We start from the raw sequence: 22,724 nt of genomic DNA, 5'->3' as shown, positions 1-22,724 counted from the left end.
TTGATTATTCATTTATCTCAGCTCCTCCTATTTCTTCGTCAATCTTTCTCCTACTACTGCCTTATCACATACTTCCACGTCACAACCACGTTCCCTACCGGTATGGATACAGTAATCACAACCGCCTGCATCACTATGGCGATACTGACATGTCCTGCATTTATGACGGTCAGAGTTATCTCCAGTCATATCTGCCTCATCATGCTCTCGCTTCCGTTTTGCATGCATATATACTGTTCCATAAGGAATACCTGTTCTTTCTGCAATCTCTTTCTTTGTAAGTCCTTGGTCTAGAAACATCCAGATTACTTCCTGTTTTTCTGCCGGAGTCATCTACTTCTCTCCCTTCTGCAAATTCTTAAGGAATTCCACCAAATACGTTTCACTGTCTGCATATTGTATATACTGATGATCATAAATTTCATCTGTGGTACCTGCTTTTCTTCTCCCTTTTTCCAATAGGTGATAATAATGCTCATCACGAGGTACACATTTCCAAGCTTGTTCTCTCTGAGGATACTCTGCTACCACTAGCCTGCTGCCATCTTCGAAATCATACTTGTAATAATTCACATCTATGTTTTCGTCCCGATACCATAATCCCCAGTCTTTATAGTTATTTAGCCACTCTTTCCGTTGGTCATTATTCCTCAGTTTTGGAAGTTCCAGCTGTTCCGGTTCTTCCGGAGGATTCAATACCATATCCAGATCATGGATATATCCTGCCAGTGCTGCAACTAATATCTTCTGCTTCCGGACTCTGATATCATTTTGACTAAACTCTTCTGTGAGCATTTCCAGATACATCCGGGCTTTTTCATTCTCTTCCCTTGCAATATCGATATCGGTTTTCTCAGATACTTCTTCGTACAACTCTGGCTCTGATGGAACATCAACGATTGCAATACCTTCCGGCTGCTCCACAATAACCGGTTCGTTTTCTTCCGGAATCTCCTGATAATCCTCCACAGGCTCTGTTACTTCTTCCATAATGTCCTGAGGGATTTCAATTCCCACATTTTCCTCTTTTGGAATCTCTTCATCATGCTCATGCAATTTCTTGTAATGATTCCAACAAGCTGCACATTCTCTCCAGCCTTGCAACTGGTCTTCATCTGATGTTCCCCAGTTCTCTCTCGGACAACTTGTCTGCCCTGGAGGACAGCTCGACTGTTCTGGTTTGCAATCTATATTCTCCGGTTGTGCGACGTCGCACACTTCCTCGTTCGTCTGTTCTTCCTCGGTTTTCTGCTGCACTTTTTCTAACGAAACTACATTCCACATGGACTGAATGGCTGCTGCCAGGTAAAACCAGTCGAAGTCACCCATGTATTCATGATCCTCTGACCAGAGCTGAACATAGTCATCAAACAACTTAATACTTGCTGTCTCTTCTTCAATTTCAAAATAATATGTTCTGTCTTTTCCTTCACAGAATTCCTGTCTGATCAGTATGGGACTTGTAGTCACATCCCTAACCCTGTTCTGATGATTTTCCAAAAACCAATTCCAATGAATTTTTAGAAATCGTCTTGCAAATGCATCTAAGTATTCTCTTACTTTTTCTGTTGGCTTCTGCAGTTCTACTTTTATCTCTTCTGCCTGCTGTTCTTCCTGCTCCGGCAGAACTTCCGGAAAATCTTCCACGCTCATCTGACCGGGAAGCTGCTCTTCGAGTTCCGGATCCGGTGTTCGAATCTCTCTGATTTCCCGGACTGTCATTTCTGGCTTTACTTCCTCCAACTGCTCACTGTCCAGATATAACATTTCCTGGAGCTGGCTCTTACCAAAATCCTTATAACCGCTATCTAGGAATGGACTATATCCTCCCTGGGAGAACTTCTCGTTCATCTGCATCCAGCGGACTGCTGTAGATCTCTTGATGCCGTACTGGTCTTCGGCAAATTCGTAAACACTTGCATATCCGTCTTTCTGAAATCCTTCTGTCTCTTTAATCTGCCTGAGATAGAATCCGATTCCGATAAAGTTCTGTGTCATGCCCTGCAGCTTATTCCGGATAATCTCTTTTGCTTCCCGATAATCAATATTCAGATACCACTCTTCCTTTTTCTCAATCTCACTCATTGTTTCCTCCTAGCATCTGTAGCTCCAATGCGTTCATGTCATAATCACGACCGGTATAATTGTTGAATTTTGACTTCTGAGGTTTCCGGCTCTTCGTTTTCTTCTCAGTATCCTCAAAACCTTTCGTTCCCCATGAAGTTGCTTTCTTTACAATGGTCAATTGCTTTCCCGGATCGCTCGTTAATGACACAAGTTCTTCTCTGAGAGCCTCCACCTGTTCCGGAATGATGGATCCATAATTATTTTCACGGACAAGCAGGTACAATTGAAAAGCCTGTTCCACTTCCGGCTGAAACGCTATATATATTTTTTTATTTACTTTACTTTCCTTTATAGGGGGCGAATCATTATCTGTACCCTGCAAATGGTCATTTGTCGGTTGCACATTTGAAAAAAGGCTGACTTTAACTAAGCCTTTGCATTCTTCGGGTTTCAAAAGCCAATATTCACTATATACAGTTTTATTCCGTCGTTCTGACAATACCGTCCAGAAACGCCGTTGGATACCTCTACTGGTAAGCACTCCCCACTCGTCAAATAACCTCTTATCAAAGAGATCCACCTGCAAGCAGTAGTCCACAGTTTCTTTCACTGTACCGGAACTGATGCCGCCGCCCATCTTCCTTGCAGTCGTTGCACAGTCGTCATAGCCCCATTCATAGAAATATCCATTTACCTTGTACGCTCTCTGACATAAAAAGAAATATATCCCGAAACCTTTCCAGCCTTTTGCGTCCAAGAGCTTGTCTATCTTCTTGTCTCCGTCAAATATATCAACCGACCAACCAGCGTAATCTATCCCCTGTTTTGGTCGTCCTGACACTTCTTATTCTCCTTTTCTCCCTGCACTGCCCGTACAGGGAGTTATTCGTGATACAATAAAAACCTAAGGTGCTGTTACCTACGCGATCACAGTAATGTGATGCTCCTTTAATTCTTCTGCAAGTTCGAACTCCAGATATTCCTTAATCTTCTTCATGGTCACATTCTTCCACAGTCCGCCGTCAGCTTCCACCAGCTTGAATGCCGGTCCTCTCTCGCTGTCCTTGATACGGAACACATAAGAACTCTCTGGCTGCTCAATTTCTGCAAATGTGCGGTATGGTCTGAGCTTGACCGGATTCGGCACGATCACATCTGCCAGTTCCACACCTGATTTGATGGTTGTCTTCTGAGATACTCCATCATCGGAATAATTAGCCGTTGTTCCGGATTTGATATTGCCGGCTACCCGCATGATTGTAGTCAAGTCTTCTGTCTCCACAAAGTTCGCCTGCAGCTCAATCAGGAAACGTTCCTGGTCATAATAATCATCAAACCGGAATTCATTCACAATTGCGCCTGCTGCCATCAGTGTCTCTCTGTTCCTCTCGTCAATAAGTCCTGAGAACAGAAGGACCTTTGTTGGACTCACTACATGAAGAATGGAAGATTCTCTTAACTCTTCCGGCTTTCCTTTAATGTAGTCCACTAATGCTGTTAATGTATTTACAGAAAGATTACTTGCCATCGGGAATCTGTGATATCTGGTGAGATCCTTGGTACAATACGTCTCACCATTAATCTCCAATAACTTCGGCTCCATGCTCTCTGCTTTCAGACCTGTAATATACTGTAATGCTTCTTTTAATCCTTCCATCATCTTAAGTCCTCCTTATGCTTCTCTCTTTCTAAGATCTACTACTTTGCTGCCTTTTTCCATGATTTCGCCTGTCTCTGTATCCACGGTCTTACCATCGACCTTTACAGTTGCTTCAGGCATTTTACTTCCGATTTCTGCCACATCAATTGCTCCGCTCGTCAGATCCTGCTGAACGCCCAGTGCTGTTACAGCTCCAAGCGCCGGTGCGAGTGTTGGCTTCGAATTCACATTAGTCGTGATAAAGTTCCTCTGCTCATTTGGCTTGAACTCAATCGTGACAGTGATCTTTCGCTTGGCTTTCACATCTGTGTTCGGATCAACAACATTTCTCATGACCGCCTCAATATCTCGGTTGATCTGTCTGCTGAGTTCACCGCCCGCAAATGTTTCCAGGTTAAAGTGTCTCATTGCTTAACATACCTCCTATGTAATTTATTAAAAACTCTGACTTTATATCAGATGTTCTTTACAATCTGTTCTTTCCGAAAGTCTGAATGAATTCCTCTCTGGTTCCATAATGTTCCTCCCAGTACCGCTGTGCCATCTGCTTGAGCTGCAGATCTAATCCATGATTGGGATTCTCATGAACGCTGTCTTTTTCGTGCTCATGTAGATAGTATGCTATGGGAATTATGAAACCATATTGTTCAGACTTCTTTCTGTATGGTCCGTAAAATATATGGTGCCTGTGACAGCTCGGTGTCCCCGTGAAATAGCAATGCGTCATGTCTTTCGTGAACACGCTCCACAGCTTTTTAGCCATTTACGATCACCTCAATGCGGGCTGCTGCCATAGAATTTCTTATAATCATTGACTGACCGCCTTTCTGTTCCTATAATAAAATTGGTTGTTTTACCGAGTGCTCCAGCCTTGCCGGGCTTTTGTGAGCACTCATTTTTAATTTGCCAGAGCAAATATCTGGTTCAACTGATCTGGCGTATGAATTGTCGGTCCAGCAGTGATCCAACCGATCAAATAATGTATTTTGAAAGACTGTGAGCGGAAATTATGTTCTTCCAACGCCTTTTTAATGTTCTCCAGCTCGGACTCAAATTCTTCTTTCGTCAACAACTTTGGGATTTCACGTATTTCCTCCCATTTTATGTATCCGTTAGCTTTTCTCCACTCCTGGTACTCATCCTCAAGATCTGCATCTTCAATCTCTCTGTGAAGTCTTTGGAACTCCTCAAATTCAGTCTGATACCCGACCATGTCTCTTGACATCATTTCGACCGTATCACACTGATCTGCACATCTTCGGAACAATGCCTCTTTCGCGATATTATTCATGATTTATACCTCCTCTAACTAATCGAAATACGGCACATAATAACAAAGACTGCTGCCAGTGCCAGTATTACATCTGGAATAATTAAACTTTTGATGCAAAGAACATATCGCTCTCTTTCCAACTGGTGAACCCTACGCCTGACTTCCCATGGTGCATCATCTCTCAGTACCATATTTGTTGATTTTCTTTTTCTCAAGCTTGTCCTCCTTCCTACCGCCTAAGCGGTTTTATCCTCTTCTTTCTCAATTGTGTATGTAATTTCCACATGCTCCTGCTCTTCCAGCAGGGATATAAGTACCTGTATAACTCTTTCCATATCCGGTTTGTTTGACATATACATCACCTCTTCTATAAGTTATGTGGTACGGTTTGTACTTGTTGCTATGAGATGCAATCCTTTTCGCACAATTGTGAATACGCCAAGAAATAATAAAAAAATTAATATCATCATTCCAATGGCATTAGGCAAAATACTTATAGCTTCTATTAATGCCAATGGCGTAAAAACTAGTATCCAGCCAATTATCTTTCTCAGTTTCATCTACTCACCTTCCTGTTTCTTCTTACCAATGCGAATCGCACAATCCTTTATTCCAACTACTGTTGTTATTGGCACACCTCCTACATACTGTGAAGTCTGCTCCACCGGCTCTCTCATACATTTTCCGCATACCGGACAGTAATTTGCTTGTGCGGGTAATTCCGCAAAACATACTGGACATAACCGCTTCATTTCGTCCACCTCTCTTCTATTGCATCTTTCCTCAATCTCTCCTATACTTTAGATACAGGCACTACCATGCCGAGTATTAATGAAAGGAGATTCTTATGAAATTAGATATCTCATGCGTTCGCTCCATTCTTCTTACTGTCGAAAAATATGAAACTATTTACGATCCAGTATCTTTTGCTGAGGAACCATATAGTTACTACAAAGACTACTTAGATTCTTATGATATTGACCAAATCTTATACCATGTCCAATATTGTATAAAAGCAGGTCTTTTGTCAGATGTATGTGGCACTAAATCGTGGGGACATACCAATTTTGATTGTTGTCTTGAACCTTTCGGTCATGATTTTCTTGCAAACACCAGGACTGATGAAAAATGGAATCTGACACAAACCATTTTTTCTAAAGTCGGTGGTGCCAGCCTGAAAGCTCTTTCTGCTATTGCCGAAGGTGTCACCACTGCTCTTGCAAATAAATATCTCCCAGCTGAAATTTCCAAAATTCCTATTTAATCCAATCTTCTATTGTTTTTTGAGTAACAATGCTAATACACTGTTCTATCTCTCTCTGAGTCGGAGCAGTGTATCCTTTATCCACCATAAAGTAAAACACTGCTCTAAGAATCACCGCTGTTCTCCAGCTTTTTACCGCAAAAAATATTGCTATGCATGTACTGACTACTGTTATCACACGCATCTTCCTCACCTCTCTTTCTCTATTTAAGTTGCATTTTATTGACATTTTTCTTTGCTTCTCCTATCCTGTTAGTACAGGCTCATGCCAGAGCCAAGTATTCAATACGGGAGAAATTTCATGAGCAATTCAACAGATTCTATACCTAAAATTCTTCAAGATTATGACAAAGAACAAAGTTCTTTCCTTTCCAACTGCCGTCCACCAAGTTATGAAGAGTCTCATTTCAAGCAAATGGCAGATGATGTGAAAGTTCCACTTGAAGAACAAGTCAAATCAATTCAATCCATCGCTGAATCAGCCGATAAACTTGCTACTGATTCCAAAGAAATCGCCAAATCAGCAAAAACTTGTTCGAATATCGCCTTAAGTGAAGCTAAGAAAGCTGATATTAAAGGTTGGATTTCTATTGGCATTGCAGCGTTCGGTACTTTTACTGAATTTGCTATTCATCACTCTGAAGTAATTGATTTTGTTAAGTCAATCTTGGGAGTATAGCATGGCAAAATATCTGGAAAAGTAATAAAAATATTGAAAGTGCTATTCCTACGTCTGAAGCCGTTATCTTTGGCGGTTTCTTTTTATCGTCTCTCACCTTACTCACCTCTCTTTCTCTATTTTAGTTGCATTTTATTCAACTTTTATTTTAAAAAAATATCATCTCGTTCTGTTTGAGATAAATTCAAAACATTTGACAACGATACTATTTCCGAAGCCGTGAATTCGCCCACTCCCTTAAGTCGATTGTATAATGTTTCTCTCAAAATACCTGATTTTTCAGCAACTGCTTTTACTGTCATTCCACTATCTGTTATTTTATCCTTTAGCATCTTTATATCCGGCATTTTATCCACTCCTTTCTAGTTGCATTTAATTCAACTACCTCTTTTATATCACTCTGTTGCATTTCTGTCAACCTATTTGCACAAAAATGTTGAATTATTTTCAATCATATGCTATTGTAGGATTATGAAATGAGGTGAATGAATGTTACAACTGTATAAAAATATAAAATCAAGAAGAATTGAATTAAATATGACTCAATCCGATTTGGCTTCTAAAATGGGTTATGCCGATAAAAGTATGATTGCTAAAATCGAGAAAGGCGTCATAGATCTTCCTCAATCTAAAATTATTGCATTTGCAAAAGTTTTAAATACCGCTCCTGGTATATTAATGGGACTTGATGGAACCTCAGTTGATCAATCAAGTTTATCTGAAGGTATCAAAATTAAAATATATGGTCGAGTTGCTGCAGGCATTCCACTGGAGGCAATTGAAGATGTTATCGACGAAGAAGAAATTCCCGAGGAACTGGCACGGACCGGGGAGTTCTTCGGACTCCGGATCAGCGGTGATTCTATGGAGCCGGATATTCATAATGGAGACACGGTAATTGTAAAAAGACAGGATGATGCGGAATCTGATGAGATTGTAATTGCTCTTGTAAATGGGAATGACGGAGTGTGTAAAAGATTAAAGAAATATGCAGACAGCATTGCTCTTATCTCATTGAATCCTAATTATGAACCGATGTATTTTAACCGGGAAGAGATTGAAGAAAAGCCAGTGAAGATTATTGGCAAAGTTGTAGAGTTGAGACGGAAATTTTAAATTTACCATTTCGGTGCCTTTACCGAGATGCTTAATCCTTATAATATACCTGTACATAAGATAAAGGAGATGATACATTTGAATAAAAAACCTTTGGGATCAAAGCAAAGAGCTCTGGACGATATTTCCAACATGTTAGGCAGATATTGGGGAACAAAACGTGGAAAACAAATAGCTTCTTGGCTCTCCCAGTATACTAATTTTATAAAACAAGAAGAAACTTTTAATCCCAGATTTTTAAAACATTATAAACGTGGCGAAATTATTATGGTGAATTTTGGATATCGTCTCGGAAATGAAGTTGGTGGTCCTCACTATGCCATTGTTCTTGATAAAAACAACGACATGGGATCTGGCACCATTACCGTCCTTCCACTATCATCCAAGAAAGAAAATACTAAAATTAATCCTTACAAATTAGATTTGGGCGATGAGATATACCAAAAACTTAATGAAAAGGCTCAAATTGCTTTTTCTAATTGCATCAAAGAGGCGGAAATTAATCCACCAATTGTTACTGTAGGGCAAAATTTTACCATCTCAATCAGAATAGACGAGACTGAAATGCAGGCTGTAATGAGTGAAATTAACTCCATGAAAAAAGGAAGTATTGCCTTGCTCTCACAAATTACCTCCATTAGTAAAATGCGGATTATAAAACCAACTCGAACAACAGATGCTTTAAGCGGAATTCGTTTAAGTGATGAAAGCCTCAATGCTATTGATAATCGCATAAAGCAACTATATCTTGGTAAATAATTTCTTGAGGTATAATATATTGACACTGGCAATATATTATAATATAATGATTTTGTAAAAACTCAGCGTCATAGCACGCACAAATTTTAAGACTTTACGCTTTACGCGTACAAAAATCATTAAGACCTCGTAGAAATACGAGGTCTTTTGCATTATAATCAAAACCGCCCCTGTGCCAACAGGAACGGCTTAATGAATACTATACAGTGCCGAGGCACGTACAATACTCCCTGAACAAGAATATTGTATCACATTTCCTTGGCACCTGTACAGGTGTATTTTTTATACACAAATTTGTGCGACGTCGCACATATACTTAAGGAAGGTGATCGCATGAAATTAGAACGCTGTGCTATCTATATCCGAGTATCTACCGCAGAGCAGATGATGCACGGAAAATCCCTGGAAGCACAAAGAGAATATTTGGAAGCTTATGCCAGCGAACATAACATGGTTGTTGCAGGAGTCTATGCTGATGAAGGTAAGACTGCCCGGAAAGAATTGAAAAAGAGAAAAGCTATCCATGCATTATTGGAGGATGTGAAAGCAGGGAAAATAGATGTTATTCTCTTCTGGAGGCTTGACCGGTGGTTCCGTAATCTGTCTGACTTCTACAAAGTCCAGGACATCTTGGACGAATACCATGTACGTTGGATCTCTACCAGTGAGCCAGGCATCAACATGGAGACCAGAGATGGAAGACTGCAGCTTAACGTCGTTCTGTCCATTGGCCAGAATGAAGTTGATACTACCAGTGAACGTATCAAGTTCGTCAACGAAGCCTCTATCCGGCAAGGTAAGTTAATCTTCGGTGATGCCAATATGGGATACGGCTATAAGTCCGGTACTGTCAATGGAGTCAAATGTATGATTAAAGATCCTGAACGCGAAGAGGCTGTAAACGCATTCTATCAATACTTTTTCAAGCACCAGAGCAAGACCGGAGCATTGAAATATATCCAGGAGAATTATGATCCGGATTTCAGTTACAGTAGCATGAGGACGCTTCTGTCCAGCGAATTCTACAAAGGTACTTACCGCGGAGCTCCATACTGCCCTGCTTACTTGTCAACTGAGGACTGGGATAGACTACAAAAAATTTCCGACAAAAACATTAAAGTCAACCGTTCCAATAGAGTATACCTGTTTTCCGGACTGATTTACTGCCCAAATTGTGACAATCTCCTGTCCGGTTGCGGTTGTTCTTCTATTATTAACCGGAAGACCGGTGCCAAACGCACGTACTGCTATTATCGGTGCAACAAAGCTTACATGGATAATCACTGCAATTACCGGCACAGGCTCAGTCAGAATCTTGTGGAGTCTTATCTTTTGGAGCATTTGGAAGATGAATATCAGAGATACCACGTCCGTTCCGGACAGATACGTGAAAAGCAGAAGAAAGAAAAGAAAATAAAGACACCGGAGAAGCTCCGATCAGAATTGGAACGATTAAATCTCCTGTTTCAAAAAGGTCGTGTGGAATGGGAATATTATAACAAGGAATACTCTCGAATTGAATACGAATTAAAAGAAACGTTGGCTATCCAGCCAGAAATAGAACGAGACGTCTCTTATGTAAATGAAATCATACAGTCAGACTTTCGCTCTATGTATGCAAAGCTCTCTTTGGAGAACCGCAGAGCATTCTGGCGGTCCATTGTATCAGATATACATGTGGCGAAAGACTCCACTGTGAAAGAAGTGAATTTTTTATAATAAGTCTTGCACTAACCAATGAGTTCCATTTGGGGCTGATAAGACCATGACCGCAGTCATATCCGGAACCGCCGATATTGGATTTATGGGGTCTGAAGCTTCAATTTATGCTTACAATGAAGGAGCCAATGATTATGTCGTGAACTTTGCACAACTTACACAACGCGCAGGAAATTTTCTGGTAGCAAGAGAAGAAATCCCCGACTTTCATTGGACTGATTTGAAAGATAAAAAAGTACTTGGTGGACGAAAAGGTGGCATGCCAGAAATGGTATTTGAGTATATTTTAAGGCAAAATGGGATTGATCCTTCGAAAGATCTGATTATAGATCAGAGCATTGATTTTGGCTCTACAGCAGCAGCATTTGCAGAAGGAAATGCTGATTTTACAGTTGAGTTCGAACCAGGAGCCACAAATTTGGAAAAAGAGGAAAAGGGATATGTAGTTGCTTCTCTCGGTACAGACAGCGGCTATGTACCTTATACTGCATTTTCAGCAAAGAAAAGTTATATCGAGAAGAATGCATCTGTAATTCAAGGATTTACAGATGCATTGCAGAAAGGTATGGATTATGTACAGAAACATACACCAAAGGAAATTGCAGAAGCAATTGCACCTCAGTTTAAAGAAACAAATCTTAATACAATAGAAACAATTGTGAGCCGTTATTATGAACAGGACACATGGAAAGATAACCTCATATTTGAGAAAAAAAGTTTTGAACTTTTACAGGACATTCTGGAAAGCGCAGAAGAACTTGACACACGTGCACCGTACGATAAACTGGTAACGACTACATTTGCCGAAAAAGCAGCCAAATAATTTCAATACTATCTGAATCACTATTACTCTTTAATTAAGCAAAGGAAACGACAAACCATGGCAGAGTTCGTCGTTTTCTTTGTTAACATATCTACTATATCTCATCTACTATATCTCATCTACTATTTTCCACTAATTCAAACAATTTTACTCGCTTTTTTCGTGTATTTCATATATAATAAATACCATGACTAGGGCAGACTTGTCTTAGTACTTTTTATTGGGGGATTTTTTATGCAACAAAAAGATCGTAAACAAATGTACAGACAGCAAACTATGGGCTACTTCATCAATGCTGCATTGGAGATCATTGAAGAAGAAGGTATCGACAGCTTGTCTATTCGGAAAACTGCAGAAAAAGCCGGCTATAACAGTGCGACTCTTTATCATTATTTTTCAGATTTTGAAGAACTGAGAATTTTTTCAGCTATGAAATATCTGGATCAATATGCTAAGGATCTGCCAGCCTACTTAGAACCGGTTACAAGGCCACTTGAAAGATATCTGAAAATTTGGGAATGCTTCTGTCTCCACTCCTTCTCACATCCAGACATTTTCTGGCTGCTATTCTTTAAGCATGCAGATACGAACTGGGATTTTTCCTACTATTTTCACGCTTATTATGATATTTTTCCTGAAAGTTGGAGTGAAGATGCTGCAAATTACAAAAATATGCTTTCATCTGCTAATTTCTCAGAACGTGAATTTTTATCATTGACTGATTCTTTGAATAAAGAGAATATTTTTCTCCCGGAATCAGACATTCACAATCTGGCAACAATGAATATTATGCTTTATCGTGGTATGTTAGAGACATTACGGGAAGACTCTGAATATTTGACAATTGAAGAAGCGACTGCGACAACTGTTTCGTTTATCCGCAGAGCGCTTACATCCTATAATATTGATTTAGATTAAAAACACTTATTAAAACCTATATACAAACATTGTCGTTTTACAGAATTGTTTAATAAAAAGAGCTGAAGGATTCGAATTCTTCAGCTCTTTTTCTCACCTGATATATCCAAGAATGCTCCACACATTCCTTCTTCAGCTTTTTGTATTTAATTATTTTGAAAAAACATTTTCACTATGCCTTTTCTTCCTTCAACACTTTAATAAATGCTGCAATCGTTCCAAGCATTACAAAAATAAATAAGAACGCTGCTACAAGTGAGATTGTCTGAAGCGGTTTCAATCCACCAGCCATCAGAAGTCCGATCGCCATAACTGACTGGATAACTCCCCAGAGAATCTTTCTGCCATTTGGAGGATTGATTGCACCGTCCGTTGACAGCATAGACAGTACATAAACTCCTGAATTTGCAGATGTTACAAAGAATGCACACAAGGATACCAAGGCTACCAGTGATAAAATAAATCCAAGCGGATATTGTCCAAGCACTACGAAAAGTCCAACCTCCGGTGTTGCTACCGCTTCCTGGAGCTTTTCAATCGCCATAAGACCTTTTTCTCCAAGGTTGATACCAAGGTTACCAAATACTGCACCCCAAATACAGGAAGCAATTGTTGGTACAAGTACTACACCAAGTACAAATTCTCGAATAGTCCGTCCTTTAGAGATACGTGCTACAAATACTCCAACGAACGGTGCCCATGCAATGAACCATGCCCAGTAAAACAGTCTCCAGCTTCCGAACCAACTGTTGTCACTATAAGAATTAATCTTAAGTGCAGTTGGAATAAAATTACCGATATACTGACCCATACCATTTACAAATGCATTCAAAGTCTCTACTTTTGGTCCCACTATAAAGCATACTGCCAAAAGTCCGATTGCAACATAAAGGTTTGTATCAGAAATAATCTTAATTCCTTTATCCAGCCCGGATACTGCGGATCCAATATAAAGAAATGATACAATTATAATAATAATAATTTCTACTACTAAATTGATTGGGACACCAAATAAATAATTAAATCCGGCATTAATCTGCAATGTTCCAAGTCCAAGAGATGTTACAACTCCTGCAACTGTCGCAAATACACCAAGAATATCAACAACCTTGCCAAGCCATCCATTTGCAAGCTTCTCACCAATTAACGGTTCAAGCATAACACTTAACAAACCTTTTTTGTTCTTACGGAACATAAAGTATGCAAGTGCAAGACCGATAACTGCATAGTTTGCCCATGGAAGAATTCCCCAGTGCATAAAGAAATTCTCAAATGCAAAGTTTGCAGATGCCTGAGATGCTGCTTCAATTCCATCTGGCGGATTCAGATAATAAGTAAGCGGCTCAGCTACTCCCCAGAATACAAGACCAACTCCCATTCCACATCCAAATAGAAGTCCGAACCATGTTATATTACTGTATTCCGGTCTGGAATCATCGCTTCCTAAACGAATTTTTCCATATTTTCCAAATGCAAAATATACAATAAAGCCAAAGAATATAATCATAGAAATCAGATATAACCATCCAAAATCTGTGGTCAAAACTTTAAATGCCGCATTAGCTACTACCGTAAAACTATCATTAAATGCAACTGACCAGACTGCTATAATGCCGACGATAATCAGTGATACATAAAAAACTGTATTCTTACCTTTCTTTTCTCCCATATTCAATTCTCCTTCATCAAACTAAGCCAGATATAGTAGTGGGCAGATGCATAACCATCTGCCCGTTCACTCTAAATCATCGAACAGTTATCATACTTTAAATACTGTCTGCTCTTTAATATCTGTTGCCAAAGCCTCCAGAGCAACCTTTGTTCTGTGATAACGTAATTTCCACTGCTCTTCCTTCGGAGTATCAGGGTCTCCAAGTGGATAAGGAATAGAAATTGTAGGTACGATTCTATTAGCTCCTACTGTCTTAGCTACAGGCACCAGATTACACATCTGTACGATTGGGAATCCAGCCTTCTCAACCTCTTTTACCATCGTTGCACCGCAACGTGTACAGGTACCTCAAGTACTAACCATGATAACACCATCAACATGATCTTCCTGAAGATATGGAATGATTTCTTTTGCCATTCTGGCAGCCTCTGCCTCAGTTGTTCCTGTTCCGACTGTTGTATAGAAATATGGATGGAGGCTTCCATAAACTCCCTCTTTTTCTAATACCTTCAGTGCATCAATCGGAGTAATAACGTTTGGATCTGCGTCTGCTGCTGCAGGGTCAAATCCAGCATGAATTGTCTTGAACTCTCCGCCTTTTAACCGTTCCATATTTGACACATCATAACGTCCCCAACGTGTTGCAGATGCTGACTGAATATGATCCGGATTATCTACAGGTACAATACCACCGGTATTCAAAAGTGCGATTCTTGCTTTTGACAAATCCTTGATAGCAGGAGCAATTGGTACTCGATCAAGCTTCGGAATCGGAAGCTCTGTCTCAAATGGCTGTCCATTTAATTTTTTAACAAGCATATCTACCATACGCTCATATGCCGGTTTTCCATCTGAAAGCCATACCTGATGACGGATGCCTCTCGGGAAATATCCTTCTTCATCCGCGGAGCCAACCGGCTCACCAGCAAGAAGCTTGTTGGCAACTTTTGCCATTGCTTTTACATCCTGTCTCATCTTTGAAGCAATATTACCGCCTTTTAAGATATACATATCTTTTTTAAACATATCTACACCTGGCGTCTCCTCGTTCATAGATGTTACAACAGGTACACCAAATTTTTCTTTTACTGCCTTGCAGATTGTTCCACATGCAACGGTATAACGTCCTGCCTGAAATGCTGGCCCTGCAAGGAAAATATCAAACTCTTTATCTTCAAGCATTCCGAGAATTGTTGCAACTGCATCGTCAGTATTGGTACCAATATAGTTGTCACCACAGATAATTGTATGGGTAACTTCTGCATTTAACTCTTTTTCAAGCTGCATTGCTGGTCCAATCTGACCTTCGTGGATTTCTGGTTCAATACCAGCTTTTTCTTCTCCACCAATCTGACCAAAAAACTGATTAATATATAAGATTGCTTTTTTCATCGCTATTGCCCTCCTTAGAATTCTTTCATTGTCTTCGGGGACCATCCAACTACCTGATCACCACAGAACATTGAGTTATTCTCCATAATAACGGATCCATCTTCTCTTACTGAAGGTCCTAAGATCTCATCTCCAGCCCAGCCACCGGACAGACCGTCTCTTGCTAACGACTGAAGTTCTCCAAGTACTGTTTCCATTGGAGGCAATTCAATTAATTCAGATACATTTCCACAGGATACAATTGCATCACACTTCTCATCCAGTGTTACAAGTGGCTGAGATGTACCATTACGTCCTGTACATTCATTGGTAACTCCAATTGTCTTAACACCGGCATCCTCAAGCGCAACAAGACATCCTACAAAGTCGGCATCCGGGTTGCCATAACCTTCTTCTGCGACGACCGCACCATCTGCTCCGAGTGTCTTTGCAATCTGTGCTACATAAAGTGCAGCACGTTCTTTCTGATCCAAAGCTACATTCAGGTTTGACATAATTACTCCGAGGAAATTAATTGTCTTACCATGCTCTCTGTAAAGAGCCTTGATATTCGGTGTGTTCTGGAAGTCGTATGTTGACCATTTTGATGATACAGGCATGAAACTTCCAGATATAATAGCGCCATCCAGTACCTCATTTGGATGCATTACTGTTGGAAGCATACGGTTCATATCCCAGCCATATGCCAGATCATTGTATCCCAGATTTTCCATCTGAGACTGTGGCTGCATAACATATACAACAGATGGAAGCTTTTCAATCTCCGGACTACGTTTGATCATCGCCTCAAGATCATAAACTTCTGTGTCTTCCGGTGTCAGTTCTTTTACACACTGTCCGATGAACTCTGCAAGTTTATGTCCTGCTCTTCTAAGTGCATCATTCTTCTTCTGTTGCTCATGCTTCTCAAAATCCTCATTCGTATCTGCTACGAGTACAATATTGTTCAAATAACCGAAGTATGTATATTTCTGCCCTTCACCACTCATGTCGATCAATCCATCCTGGAAACCTCCCCAGTGTTTTCCGACTACGAGTACGCTGCAGTTCTTTAATGCATGTAAAACTCCATCTCCTGCCTTTGCAAGTTCACTTGTATATCCAGGGAAAAGTCCTCTTCCATCCAATCTTACTCTAGGCTCGATTGCTTCCTTTACCGGACACATACGGATCTTATCTCCAGGTTTTGCAATATAAAGATCTGCCTCCGTGATTCTCTCATCTTCACGGATAAAATCAAGTGCTTTTTCTTTATTAATTGTAAGCACTCCGTCATCAAAGGATAACTTGTCGCCAAACTTGATATCCTTAACATAGAAATTGCCAATCTCCAGTCTCATGTGATTGTCCTCCTTTTCTGATTCATAGATAGGCTCTATGAATGGCATTGATACATTTTTGATAAGCGCGCTTATTTATTGGTTATGTTAAGATTATAACAGTAAGCGTGCTTATTGTCAATCGTTTTGTTAGATTTTTTCTATAATTCACAGTTAATTATTGACTTATTCTATTCATTTTCTCTAAATATTCTTTAATCTCTCTGTGGTCAATCACTTTTTAATTCCAGGCAACAAAGGGGGCGCTGATTTCTCAGCGCCCCTATTATCGACAATTCCTATATTAATTTGCTTTCTTTTTATTCATCAGATCTTTGATGTTCTTGTAAATCATAAAGAGAATTAAAACTGCTCCAACATATCCATTTAATACATAGATAATATTAACCAAGACTCTGAATGGAAGGAATAATCCTACAATTAAACCGAGAACTCCAAGAACAATAGTGAGAATCTTGAACTGTGATGTTCCCTCTTTTGCAAATCTAGAAGCTGGATTATAAAGGAGTGGAACCGCTGTTGTATAAATACCTGCAAATACAATAATTGCAAAGATAGCGGAGAATGGCTTCCAGATCTTAGCTGCAAGAATCAGATTTGGGATATCTGCATTCCATACAAATGTATCACTACTTCCAATCATCGGAGTATTAATGTTTGAAACCTGTGCGAACATTACTACTGCAATTGCCACACAAACTGCAACTGTTCCGCCGATAATACCATAATTTAATTCTTTTTTCTTATTATTAGAACCAAGTGCTGCTGTAAAGCTTGCGAACCACAGGAGCACGAAACCGGCATATGATAAACCAGAAACAAGCCAGTTGGATCCTGCACTCTTAATTGTTTCCCCATTCGCTGCGCCTTCGTAAGCTGCATTTTTAATAATATCCAATCCAGCTCCAACATCACCGCCATCACGAATTAATGTAAGAACTCCAATGGCAATACAAAGCACTACGATTACCGGTCCTACAGCACCGATGGCATCAACCATGGAGTTCAGTCCACCTACAACTGTAAGCACTGCCAGTGCTGTCAGAACGACTCCTCCTACCCATGCCGGAAGTCCATATTCCTGATGAAGTGTAGAGGATGCTCCTCCTACCATAACGAAGAAGGACATGTAACAGAATAATGTGGAGTAATAATCACAGAAAGTTCCTACATACTTTCCACAAAAATGTTTGTATACATCATTTCCTTTTTCAAACTTCTGCTCTGCACCTGCTTTTGCAAAGTTAAAATTGTAATAAAGGAAAGCTACCAGGAATACCAAAATTACAAGTAATCCTTTTACTCCATATGCTGTATAATATTGAATGATTTCCTGACCTGTTGCAAAACCGGATCCAATTGTAAATGCAATGATTGCTCCCGCAAGTATCAGTACTCGTTTCCAACTCACCTTTTCCGCACTACCCATAATGTGCCCCCTTTTCATTCATTTCTTTTCTTATGAGCAATTTACCGGCATATAAGCCGGTAATTGCTCAATGTATACTTATGTCAATGACTTACCACTCATCTTTTTCAAAAACAGTCTGCTCTGTTATCGGAGTCTGAAGAGCCTTGAATGCTCTTCTTACAAGTTTCTCACGAATCTTGTAGGACTCTTCCTCACCCTCAGTTGGATCTCCAAGTGGATAAGGAATACCAACAGCCGGGATAATTCTATTCGCACCGATTGTTCTGGAAATCGGAACAACTGTACACAGATGAACTACTGGGATACCGTATTTTTCAATACCTTTAACCATCGTTGCACCGCAACGTGTACAGGTACCTCAAGTGCTGACAAGAAGAACTGCATCTACATGCTCTTCAACTAATTTTTTACCAATTTCATCACCGAATTTAGCTGCAGAATTCGTAGCTGTTCCAGTTCCGGTTGTACTTGCAAAATAAGGATATAATTCTCCAAATACGCCTTCTTTCTGTAATTTACGAAGTGCATCAAGTGGGATTACAAGGTTCGGATCTTCCAGTACGAACTGTCTGTCATAACCACCATGGATTGTCATATAGTCATCTTTAGACATTCTGTCCATGCCTTCCATTGTATACCATCCAAATTTTGTTGCATTGGAGGACTCGATATGATCCGGATTACCAACTGGTACAATACCACCAGATGTAACGATTGCAATCTTCGCTTTACTAAGATCTTCAATTGCTTTTCCTGGCTCTACACGATCGAATTTCGGCATTGGAAGATCTGTCTCAAATGGCTCTCCTGCCATCTTCTTAAGCAGCATCTTAAGACCACGAGTTGCTCCTCTTTCTTCTGCGAAATAGTTCACACGGATACCACGCTCAAGATATCCTTCGATTGATGGTCCAAGAATCTCCTCGCCTGTAGCCAGTTTCTTAATCAATGTCACAAACTGTGGAACTGCTTTTTTCATAGTTGCAGCAGAGTTACCTGTCTTTACAAGGATTACATCCTGTTTAAACATATCAGCTCCAGGGTTCTCTTCATACATACCAGAGAGTACCGGAATACCGAGTCGCTCTTCAACCGCTTTACAAATTGTACCGCAAGCAACACCATAACGTCCAGCATTAAATGCAGGTCCTGCAACAAAGATATCTGGCTCGTATTTCTTTACCATCTCAATGATTGTATCTGTTGCTTTATCAAGATTTTCTCCAAAATAGTTGTCACCACAGATAACTGTTGCAACAATCTCATAATCATCGCCCAGTCCGTCATTCAGTGCCATACCAGGTCCTATAATTTCTTCTCTTACTTCCGGCTGGAAGTCTGCTTTATCTTCTCCACCAATTCCACCGAAGAACTGATTAAGATAATGAACGATTTTATATTTTGCCATAACTCTGAATCCCCCTTCTTAGTATCCTCTTGCAGCCAGTTTGTTAAATCCATTTGCGATTGTAGATGCGATGATAATCTGAAGCTCTGCCTCGAAAGATCCGTCTTCGTTGATACATCCAGCCCATCCACCAATCTGGCTTTCAATAAATTCCTGAGTTCCAATTACTCTATCCATAGCTGGGAACATCAGTGTTGCATTTCCCTGTCCACATGATGCAAGTGCTGTTGCCTCTTCACATGTATCTGCCAGAGATGCTGATTTACCATCTTTTCCTGGGAACTCATCTGTGATCAGGCAAACCTTTGTACCTGCTCTCTCAACCTTTTTACAGTTCATCATAAGGTCTGTATCCGGGTTACCATAACCTTCCTCTGTAATCAGAACTCCGTCTAACTGCAGCCATTCACAGAATTTTGCAACCATATCGGAATGTCTCTCTTTATCAGCAAGGAATACATTCTCATTTGTAAGGATAACTCCCATAAAGTTAATGTCTTTTCCATGATGTTTGTAGCATTCATCAATAACCGGATTGTGGAAATGATGATATGTTGTAACTTTATCACATGGAGCCACACAGTTACCAGATACGATTGCTCCATCCATAATCTCTGTTGGATACATGAATGTCGGAACGATCTGTTTTGCATCTACACCATAATAATATGTGTCATGCAGAAGTCCCTGTGACTGAAGCATATGTATGTATCCTACCTTTGGCAGATCCGGATACTGTGCTGCCTGCTCAAATACTGGTTTTGTCTCATATGTCTCAATTACATCTGGCTCAAGATTTCTTACAAGCTCTCCAAGATATGTAGCTACTTTCAATCCTGCCATACGTCCTGCTTTCTCATATACATGAGTTTCTAATCCATCCTGTGGTTCAATGACTACGCACAGGTTATATGTTTTTGAAAATGGGCAATAATCTGCAGCCGGTCCGCTCATATCAATAACACCTTCCTGGAATCCAACGATTCTTCCGACTGTAACTACACAGCAGCCATCTAAAGCATGTGTTCTTCCAGATCCAACCTGTGGTGATACCTTTCCGATAATTCCTGGGAAAATCTCTCCGCCGCTCACTTTCACACGTGGTTCAATGACATCCTTAACAGGTGTGATTCTTGTTGCCTCACCAGGTTTTGCAATTTCCAAATGGCATCCGATCAGCTTGTCGTCCTCCAATACAAGTGCTTCCACCTCTTCTTTGTTTACATACAATACGTGATTTTCCACATATGATTTGTCTGCAAACTGGATGTCCTTGATCTCAAATTTGCCGAGTTCTAGTTTCATACAAATTCCCTCCTTATGATTTGTAATCGCGATAACTTAACACTTAAAATATAATCACGTTTTTCATCTCCGAAAGCTGGCAATTTTTCTTTTACAAATTCCTCAAGCGCGCGGAATGTAATCATGATAACATATAAGTAAAAAAATATCTTTTTTGCTTTTTATGTTTACTTTCAAAAAATGTAATCGTGATAACTTTTTTCATGTAAGTAATTGCTTTTGATAGTTCTAATTATACACACATTTTTTAAATGCGCAACCCCCTTTTATAAATATCGTCATTAATACAAAATATCTATAAATATTTTTGTGCAGATTGCCTATTTTTTATCATTCTTTTCGCGTTTTTGTTTAAAATATCCGTCATATCCCTGCAATTCTGACGCAAGTGACTTAACGATTATATCGAGATCATCTATAAATAAACGAACTCTTTCTTCGATTTCATCTTCTTCAATCCCGTCATCCATCACTCCTTTAAAATATCCTTTATACAAAATACAGGACATGCGATTTAAAATAAGCGCATTCTCCTCAGAAATTGCCCCTGCTTTCATGCATTTTTTACACATTTCAAAATCACGTCCCCAGAAATCTGCTGTTCCAAGCATCTCTGAAAAGAATTGGTTTGCCTCATTAATGTTTTGAGGAAACATCTGATAGAATTCTTTCATAGCTCCACCCAGATATTCATTCGTATGTTCAAAAAACAGTCTATTATAATCTTTTGGATGTCGGAAAGCCTCCTGACTGTAGCAGTACCATACACCCACATAGATATCCCATACTCCTCTCCAGGTTTTTTCCGCCTGATTCAAGCGGATAATATATCCCTCCAGCGTATTCAGGCTGACATAATACATCAGTTCCGACTTGCTGTTAAAATAACGGTATAATGCAGCTGACGAACAGCCCAGCTCCTTCGCGATTCTACGAATAGAAAGATCTTCAGCCCCATCTTTCTCCATAATTTTACATACTCTTTCAATATAATCTTTTCTCGTTAAACCTTTGAAGTAATTCTGTGTTGTTTCTTTATTATCCAGCATCGCTCCACCGCCTATTCTTTTTCTTACCTGCTTTTTCTAACTAATTCTTGGAATAATATTGTCAATCACCGATAAATCGATTGTCTTAAAATCATTCGCCACCTTTTCCTGATAACTCTTTGGACTTGGTGCGATATCCTGCCACTCCTGATAAACCTGAATGCATTTGTCGATCAGCATGATATCTTTTATATTATCCTCTTCACCCTTCGGATATACAACTACCGATCGATATGGTGTCTGATTCGGTTTCAGGCTGGATGCCTGCGGATGTGTCAGAAGCACATGCTTATCATAGACAAGATCTCTCACCTTAATCAGAACGTCTTCATACCCATCAAGAAGAATCACTTTCATCTGATCCTTATACTTCTCATACACTCTGTCGTTATTCGTTACCAATATTGCTTTTTCCAGCTCCCACATGATTGCCGTCTCCCTTCTTAACATCTCATTTCACTCAGATGCGTTTTAATATAGTATGGTTTACCATAAGTTTATCATATTTTATCTTTTTTCGCAAATATTCTGTCATTAATTCATTTTGTAAATACGATTCAGCTACTATCTTTATAGTAAAGAGAAAGCTCGGATTTCTCCAAGCTTTCTCCTTGTTTTCAAGTTGCTGCCAACTATATGACCTCTCACTATAATTAGTTAATGTATCCGGCTTTCTTAAGCTCTTCATGAGCTTTCTCAAGGTTTGCATCTGATACACGAATGATCGGTCCTGTACAACCCATTCCGCTCTCTGCATAAATATTGATCTTCCATAATGCTTTTACGGCATCCTCAAGATCCATTACTTCGATTCCTGCGATCTGTGCTGTTACGATCTCCTTCGGCGG

General features: G+C 39.8%; 27 protein-coding genes. 7 read left to right on the top strand and 20 right to left on the bottom strand.

All coding sequences use genetic code 11. The features are described 5' to 3' along the window. Positions 1–27 precede the first annotated feature (27 nt). From QZL64_RS03110 to QZL64_RS03065, 10 genes are all read right to left on the bottom strand, one after another. Entirely contained in the window at positions 28–333 is a 306-nt protein-coding gene (locus QZL64_RS03110; RefSeq protein ID WP_021840563.1) for an RNA polymerase sigma factor, read from the bottom strand. Further along, positions 334–2,085 carry a hypothetical protein gene (locus tag QZL64_RS03105; protein ID WP_021840562.1) on the bottom strand — a complete coding sequence of 584 codons (1,752 nt, stop codon included), beginning with the start codon at positions 2,083–2,085 and terminating at the stop codon, positions 334–336. It lies immediately after the preceding gene. Continuing rightward, on the bottom strand, positions 2,078–2,908 hold the full coding sequence (locus QZL64_RS03100; RefSeq protein ID WP_021840561.1) for a DUF4373 domain-containing protein: 831 nt from the start codon (positions 2,906–2,908) through the stop codon (positions 2,078–2,080). Before QZL64_RS03100 ends, QZL64_RS03105 begins: the two co-directional genes overlap by 8 nt. 78 nt (positions 2,909–2,986) lie before the next feature. After that, positions 2,987–3,727, bottom strand: a complete 741-nt coding sequence (locus QZL64_RS03095; RefSeq protein WP_119196629.1) for a hypothetical protein — start codon at positions 3,725–3,727, stop codon at positions 2,987–2,989. A 12-nt stretch (positions 3,728–3,739) separates the two neighbouring features. Next, complete coding sequence (locus QZL64_RS03090; protein WP_021840559.1) at positions 3,740–4,135, bottom strand: hypothetical protein; 396 nt, start codon at positions 4,133–4,135, stop codon at positions 3,740–3,742. A 58-nt stretch (positions 4,136–4,193) separates the two neighbouring features. Further along, the gene (locus QZL64_RS03085) at positions 4,194–4,490 is read right to left on the bottom strand and encodes a phosphoenolpyruvate carboxykinase (RefSeq protein ID WP_105308831.1); all 297 of its coding nucleotides are present in this window, start codon (positions 4,488–4,490) and stop codon (positions 4,194–4,196) included. Positions 4,491–4,625: 135 nt separating this feature from the next. Continuing rightward, positions 4,626–5,018 (bottom strand): hypothetical protein, encoded by a 393-nt coding sequence (locus tag QZL64_RS03080; RefSeq protein ID WP_021840558.1) that lies wholly within the window; start codon positions 5,016–5,018, stop codon positions 4,626–4,628. Positions 5,019–5,032: 14 nt separating this feature from the next. Further along, entirely contained in the window at positions 5,033–5,215 is a 183-nt protein-coding gene (locus QZL64_RS03075; protein ID WP_288180657.1) for a hypothetical protein, read from the bottom strand. A 159-nt stretch (positions 5,216–5,374) separates the two neighbouring features. Beyond that, positions 5,375–5,560, bottom strand: coding sequence for a hypothetical protein (locus tag QZL64_RS03070; RefSeq protein ID WP_021840556.1), 186 nt, complete (start codon positions 5,558–5,560; stop codon positions 5,375–5,377). Beyond that, the gene (locus QZL64_RS03065; RefSeq protein WP_021840555.1) at positions 5,561–5,752 is read right to left on the bottom strand and encodes a hypothetical protein; all 192 of its coding nucleotides are present in this window, start codon (positions 5,750–5,752) and stop codon (positions 5,561–5,563) included. It abuts the gene before it with no gap. A 95-nt stretch (positions 5,753–5,847) separates the two neighbouring features. Here QZL64_RS03065 and QZL64_RS03060 point away from each other — a divergent pair, with 95 nt between their 5' ends. Beyond that, positions 5,848–6,264: a DUF2513 domain-containing protein gene (locus QZL64_RS03060; RefSeq protein WP_021840554.1), complete on the top strand. Its 417-nt coding sequence runs from the start codon at positions 5,848–5,850 to the stop codon at positions 6,262–6,264. Positions 6,265–6,565: 301 nt separating this feature from the next. Further along, complete coding sequence (locus QZL64_RS03055; RefSeq protein WP_021840552.1) at positions 6,566–6,943, top strand: hypothetical protein; 378 nt, start codon at positions 6,566–6,568, stop codon at positions 6,941–6,943. Between the two features lie 143 nt (positions 6,944–7,086). Here the strand turns inward: QZL64_RS03055 and QZL64_RS03050 are convergent, their stop codons facing one another. After that, positions 7,087–7,290 (bottom strand): helix-turn-helix domain-containing protein, encoded by a 204-nt coding sequence (locus QZL64_RS03050; protein WP_021840551.1) that lies wholly within the window; start codon positions 7,288–7,290, stop codon positions 7,087–7,089. A gap of 142 nt (positions 7,291–7,432) precedes the next feature. Between QZL64_RS03050 and QZL64_RS03045 the strand changes: the two genes are divergently transcribed. From QZL64_RS03045 to QZL64_RS03025, 5 genes are all read left to right on the top strand, one after another. After that, positions 7,433–8,059, top strand: a complete 627-nt coding sequence (locus tag QZL64_RS03045) for a helix-turn-helix domain-containing protein (RefSeq protein ID WP_021840550.1) — start codon at positions 7,433–7,435, stop codon at positions 8,057–8,059. A gap of 78 nt (positions 8,060–8,137) precedes the next feature. After that, a complete protein-coding gene (locus QZL64_RS03040; RefSeq protein WP_021840549.1) occupies positions 8,138–8,818 on the top strand; it encodes a type II toxin-antitoxin system PemK/MazF family toxin in 681 nt (226 codons plus the stop codon). Between the two features lie 333 nt (positions 8,819–9,151). Then, the gene (locus QZL64_RS03035; protein ID WP_021840548.1) at positions 9,152–10,537 is read left to right on the top strand and encodes a recombinase family protein; all 1,386 of its coding nucleotides are present in this window, start codon (positions 9,152–9,154) and stop codon (positions 10,535–10,537) included. 46 nt (positions 10,538–10,583) lie between these two features. Continuing rightward, a complete protein-coding gene (locus QZL64_RS03030; RefSeq protein ID WP_021840547.1) occupies positions 10,584–11,360 on the top strand; it encodes an ABC transporter substrate-binding protein in 777 nt (258 codons plus the stop codon). 234 nt (positions 11,361–11,594) lie between these two features. Then, the gene (locus tag QZL64_RS03025; RefSeq protein WP_005342386.1) at positions 11,595–12,278 is read left to right on the top strand and encodes a TetR/AcrR family transcriptional regulator; all 684 of its coding nucleotides are present in this window, start codon (positions 11,595–11,597) and stop codon (positions 12,276–12,278) included. Between the two features lie 172 nt (positions 12,279–12,450). Here the strand turns inward: QZL64_RS03025 and QZL64_RS03020 are convergent, their stop codons facing one another. The 9 genes from QZL64_RS03020 to QZL64_RS02980 all read right to left on the bottom strand — a co-directional run. After that, on the bottom strand, positions 12,451–13,947 hold the full coding sequence (locus QZL64_RS03020) for a BCCT family transporter (protein ID WP_021840546.1): 1,497 nt from the start codon (positions 13,945–13,947) through the stop codon (positions 12,451–12,453). Positions 13,948–14,037: 90 nt separating this feature from the next. After that, positions 14,038–15,342, bottom strand: a complete 1,305-nt coding sequence (gene grdH / locus QZL64_RS03015) for a betaine reductase selenoprotein B (RefSeq protein WP_288180655.1) — start codon at positions 15,340–15,342, stop codon at positions 14,038–14,040. A gap of 14 nt (positions 15,343–15,356) precedes the next feature. Further along, positions 15,357–16,682: a glycine/sarcosine/betaine reductase component B subunit gene (locus QZL64_RS03010; protein ID WP_021840544.1), complete on the bottom strand. Its 1,326-nt coding sequence runs from the start codon at positions 16,680–16,682 to the stop codon at positions 15,357–15,359. A 283-nt stretch (positions 16,683–16,965) separates the two neighbouring features. Then, entirely contained in the window at positions 16,966–18,111 is a 1,146-nt protein-coding gene (locus QZL64_RS03005; RefSeq protein ID WP_005342391.1) for a YkvI family membrane protein, read from the bottom strand. A gap of 91 nt (positions 18,112–18,202) precedes the next feature. Then, positions 18,203–19,522 carry a sarcosine reductase complex component B subunit beta gene (gene grdF / locus QZL64_RS03000; RefSeq protein WP_081646585.1) on the bottom strand — a complete coding sequence of 440 codons (1,320 nt, stop codon included), beginning with the start codon at positions 19,520–19,522 and terminating at the stop codon, positions 18,203–18,205. An 18-nt stretch (positions 19,523–19,540) separates the two neighbouring features. Further along, on the bottom strand, positions 19,541–20,827 hold the full coding sequence (grdG, locus tag QZL64_RS02995) for a sarcosine reductase complex component B subunit alpha (RefSeq protein WP_005342393.1): 1,287 nt from the start codon (positions 20,825–20,827) through the stop codon (positions 19,541–19,543). A 320-nt stretch (positions 20,828–21,147) separates the two neighbouring features. Beyond that, positions 21,148–21,876 carry a TetR/AcrR family transcriptional regulator gene (locus QZL64_RS02990; protein WP_021840542.1) on the bottom strand — a complete coding sequence of 243 codons (729 nt, stop codon included), beginning with the start codon at positions 21,874–21,876 and terminating at the stop codon, positions 21,148–21,150. Positions 21,877–21,912: 36 nt separating this feature from the next. Beyond that, complete coding sequence (locus tag QZL64_RS02985; protein WP_005342399.1) at positions 21,913–22,302, bottom strand: GrdX family protein; 390 nt, start codon at positions 22,300–22,302, stop codon at positions 21,913–21,915. A 227-nt stretch (positions 22,303–22,529) separates the two neighbouring features. Then, positions 22,530–22,724: hypothetical protein (locus QZL64_RS02980; protein ID WP_296309241.1), on the bottom strand; the 195-nt coding region annotated here is incomplete at its 5' end.

The organism is Veillonella sp. CAG:933 (assembly GCF_000431435.1).
Classification (GTDB): Bacteria; Bacillota; Negativicutes; order Veillonellales; family Veillonellaceae; genus Veillonella_A.
This window is presented reverse-complemented; position numbering and strand designations above follow the sequence as displayed.

Excerpts from the sequence above, each read along its gene's own strand:
- QZL64_RS03110 (WP_021840563.1), bottom strand. The coding sequence starts at position 333 with ATGACTCCGGCAGAAAAACAGGAAGTAATCTGGATGTTTCTAGACCAA.
- QZL64_RS03105 (WP_021840562.1), bottom strand. The coding sequence starts at position 2,085 with ATGAGTGAGATTGAGAAAAAGGAAGAGTGGTATCTGAATATTGATTAT.
- QZL64_RS03095 (WP_119196629.1), bottom strand. The coding sequence starts at position 3,727 with ATGATGGAAGGATTAAAAGAAGCATTACAGTATATTACAGGTCTGAAA.
- QZL64_RS03090 (WP_021840559.1), bottom strand. The coding sequence starts at position 4,135 with ATGAGACACTTTAACCTGGAAACATTTGCGGGCGGTGAACTCAGCAGA.
- QZL64_RS03085 (WP_105308831.1), bottom strand. The coding sequence starts at position 4,490 with ATGGCTAAAAAGCTGTGGAGCGTGTTCACGAAAGACATGACGCATTGC.
- QZL64_RS03080 (WP_021840558.1), bottom strand. The coding sequence starts at position 5,018 with ATGAATAATATCGCGAAAGAGGCATTGTTCCGAAGATGTGCAGATCAG.
- QZL64_RS03070 (WP_021840556.1), bottom strand. The coding sequence starts at position 5,560 with ATGAAACTGAGAAAGATAATTGGCTGGATACTAGTTTTTACGCCATTG.
- QZL64_RS03065 (WP_021840555.1), bottom strand. The coding sequence starts at position 5,752 with ATGAAGCGGTTATGTCCAGTATGTTTTGCGGAATTACCCGCACAAGCA.
- QZL64_RS03060 (WP_021840554.1), top strand. The coding sequence starts at position 5,848 with ATGAAATTAGATATCTCATGCGTTCGCTCCATTCTTCTTACTGTCGAA.
- QZL64_RS03055 (WP_021840552.1), top strand. The coding sequence starts at position 6,566 with ATGAGCAATTCAACAGATTCTATACCTAAAATTCTTCAAGATTATGAC.
- QZL64_RS03050 (WP_021840551.1), bottom strand. The coding sequence starts at position 7,290 with ATGCCGGATATAAAGATGCTAAAGGATAAAATAACAGATAGTGGAATG.
- QZL64_RS03045 (WP_021840550.1), top strand. The coding sequence starts at position 7,433 with ATGTTACAACTGTATAAAAATATAAAATCAAGAAGAATTGAATTAAAT.
- QZL64_RS03035 (WP_021840548.1), top strand. The coding sequence starts at position 9,152 with ATGAAATTAGAACGCTGTGCTATCTATATCCGAGTATCTACCGCAGAG.
- QZL64_RS03030 (WP_021840547.1), top strand. The coding sequence starts at position 10,584 with ATGACCGCAGTCATATCCGGAACCGCCGATATTGGATTTATGGGGTCT.
- QZL64_RS03025 (WP_005342386.1), top strand. The coding sequence starts at position 11,595 with ATGCAACAAAAAGATCGTAAACAAATGTACAGACAGCAAACTATGGGC.
- QZL64_RS03020 (WP_021840546.1), bottom strand. The coding sequence starts at position 13,947 with ATGGGAGAAAAGAAAGGTAAGAATACAGTTTTTTATGTATCACTGATT.
- QZL64_RS03010 (WP_021840544.1), bottom strand. The coding sequence starts at position 16,682 with ATGAGACTGGAGATTGGCAATTTCTATGTTAAGGATATCAAGTTTGGC.
- QZL64_RS03005 (WP_005342391.1), bottom strand. The coding sequence starts at position 18,111 with ATGGGTAGTGCGGAAAAGGTGAGTTGGAAACGAGTACTGATACTTGCG.
- grdG (WP_005342393.1), bottom strand. The coding sequence starts at position 20,827 with ATGAAACTAGAACTCGGCAAATTTGAGATCAAGGACATCCAGTTTGCA.
- QZL64_RS02990 (WP_021840542.1), bottom strand. The coding sequence starts at position 21,876 with ATGCTGGATAATAAAGAAACAACACAGAATTACTTCAAAGGTTTAACG.
- QZL64_RS02985 (WP_005342399.1), bottom strand. The coding sequence starts at position 22,302 with ATGTGGGAGCTGGAAAAAGCAATATTGGTAACGAATAACGACAGAGTG.